Below are 2802 nucleotides of genomic sequence, written 5' to 3'. Positions count from 1 at the left end.
TATTTAAACGATATAGAGCCATCGAGCTCACCGTCCAAAATGCCCCTGTTCCTGGTCCCGCAACCCCGTCATAGAAACCAAGAATAAGACCTTGACCTATTTGTTTCTTTTTTAATGTAGGGCAGGGCTTAGGCGTAACGTTAAGATCCGCATTTGGGCTCTTTTGAAAAATAGTGTATATGGCGGCGGCTAAAATAATCAGAGGTAAGACTTTTTCCAACCATTCTGTGCTAATAGCATCAACAACCAAAGTACCGATAGCAGCACCGATCAAGGTACATATAAAAGCATTCAACCAGCATTCAGGTTTAAATAAACGCTTTTTATAATWTGTAAATGCGGCAGTAGAAGACGCGAATGTGGCTGCGAGCTTGTTTGTTCCTAGTGCAATGTGAGGAGGCAAACCGATAGACAGCAGAGCGGGGACGGTGAGCATTCCTCCACCGCCTGCCACCGCATCAATGAAGCCTGCTACAAAGGCAACAAGTGCGAGTACGACCAACATTGTTGGTTCAATCATTTCCATAAATTATTATATTTCTCGTTATTATATATTTAGTGCCGATCCAGCTAGCAAGCGATGTTAGAAATGAATCGAATTAGTATTCAATGGTTCTTTTAAAGGGTGGTAAAGAATCCAATAATGATTGCCCGTAGCGCTTTGTAACGATGCGTCTGTCGAGGATGATGACTTTACCAGAATCTCTCTCTTTTCGCAGTAGTCGTCCAACAGATTGGATCAGCTTTTTACTTGCTTCTGGGACGGTTATCTGCATAAACGGATTACCACCGCGAGATTCGATATATTCTGAATGAGCGCGTTCAACAGGAGAAGTTGGAACACCAAATGGAATCTTCGTTATTATCAGGTTTTCCAGTAGCTCTCCTGGCAAATCTAGACCTTCAGAAAAGCTACCAGTTCCAAATAACACACTCGTTTTTTTCTTATCAACGAGCATTTTATGTTTTTTTAGGATCTCAGTACGCGACGTGTCTCCTTGAACCTGTAATGCCCAACCTTTCTTAACAAAGTCGCTCGCCAGTGCTTCTGAAACCTTGTTCATTTGCCAGTAAGAAGAGAATAAAACAAGGTTCGCTTGTTTGTCTTCAATTAGCTTAGGCAAAATATCGATAAGATATTCGGTAAACTGTGGAGCTTGAGGTTCGTATTTTAACGCAGGTATAACGAGCTCAGCTTGATTCTGGTAATCAAACGGTGAAGCTAGTGCTAAAAATTGCACTCCGTTTTCAGGCTTCTGGTTAATGCCCGCTTGATGGCAGAAAAAGTTAAACGAATTTAGAGCGCGCATGGTCGCAGAAACTAACACTGCACCGACACAGCGACTCCAAATTTGTTGATCTAATTGCCAACCGACTTCTAAAGGCGAGACATTTACTGTGAAGTCTCCTTCCCGTTCTTTATTTAGCTCAAGCCAGCGAGCTAACGGAGCGCCTTTTTCTCTTTTTGGCTCAGCCATTAGTTTCCATACCTGAGCCAAATTTTCTGTTCTTTGAATATAAAAGCCAAGCTCTGCTAATGCGGGCTCTGCTAATTTAGACGATAGCTCACCATCTTTTACTCGCTCCGCGATCAAATCAGCAATTTTTGCTACTGCTTGAGTGGCTTTTTGGCTGAGTTGTTTTAAATCTTTAGATTCGTTTTCCAACCATTCAGGTAAGTCGCCATGTTCAAAGCGGTAAATACCTTCTTCAAAATGACTCGCGTCAAATTGCTTACTTAATTGGTTGAGTGACGGAATGAGTTGTTGTATCGCGTCTTGCAGTTCGTTGCGGAATCGACCAACACGTTTTTCGTCAGCTAATCCTGAAACCTTAGAAATTGATTGGTTAAGCCTTTCAAGCCACAGCGCGGCACCTTTTAAGCTAGCAGCTGCGGATGAGTGGTCACGAGCAACATGAGGCAAGTGATGTGCTTCATCGAAAATATAAATACTGTTTTCTGGCTCAGGAAGAATAACGCCGCCACCGAGATCGGCGTCCGCCATAACTAGGCTGTGGTTCGCAATAATGACATCTGCTTTATCTAGCTCTGAACGCGCTTTTTGGAAAGGGCAGTCACGGTGAACAGGCATACTGTTATTACAACTATGCTTATCGCTGACGATCATTTGCCAAATAGTATTGTCTATTGGTTTTGGCCACGAGTCCCTGTCACCATCCCACTTACCACTAACCAAGCTTTTGTACATCGTTTGCAGCGAATCGATGTCTTTCTTTTTTGGTTTGCTTTCGAACATTGCCATTTGGCCGCCATCGGTTCCGGATGCGGCTGCAAGTTTTTCGGCACAGCAATAACGCTGACGACCTTTTGCCAATATAAAAGAGAACTCGCGATCTGTAATTCTTCTATATAGAGGAAGATCTTTGTTTACGAGTTGCTCTTGGAGCGCCACTGTCGCTGTCGAAATTATGATTTTGCGGTTGTTTAAAACAGCGACTGGAATAGTCGCCATTAAATAAGCAAGGGATTTACCAATTCCAGTGCCAGCTTCGGCGACGATCATGCGATTTGATTTGTGATATTGGCCACAAAGCGTTTTGGTGATCTCGGCAACTAAGAAGTTTTGAGCACGGCGAGGAACAAAGTTTTCCAACTGTGACTGCAAGTTTTGATAACTCGTGCGAATGGATTTTTGAATTTTAGTGGTGAGCATACTGTGACCTACATAACGGAGAAAGGATAGTAGCACATAACACTGGAGCTTTCCTTTTCTCCGAAATAGCTCACTTTTAAATTAAAAACCGATCTTGTTCACAAAAAAAAACTGAACCATCAGGAAC

General features: G+C 42.8%; 2 protein-coding genes. Both read right to left on the bottom strand.

What is annotated here, in order from left to right:
• Nucleotides 1-526: sulfite exporter TauE/SafE family protein (locus L4C33_RS21260; protein ID WP_428814384.1), on the bottom strand; the 526-nt coding region annotated here is incomplete at its 3' end.
• 73 nt (nt 527-599) lie between these two features.
• Nucleotides 600-2675 carry an ATP-dependent DNA helicase DinG gene (gene dinG / locus L4C33_RS21255; RefSeq protein ID WP_428814383.1) on the bottom strand — a complete coding sequence of 692 codons (2076 nt, stop codon included), beginning with the start codon at nt 2673-2675 and terminating at the stop codon, nt 600-602.
• Between the last annotated feature and the right edge of the window lie 127 nt (nt 2676-2802).

Origin of the sequence: Vibrio makurazakiensis (assembly GCF_050337375.1) — a bacterium.
GTDB lineage: Bacteria > Pseudomonadota > Gammaproteobacteria > Enterobacterales > Vibrionaceae > Vibrio > Vibrio makurazakiensis.
The sequence above is the reverse complement of the archived record's forward strand: the minus strand, read 5'-3'. Positions and strand labels throughout refer to the sequence as shown.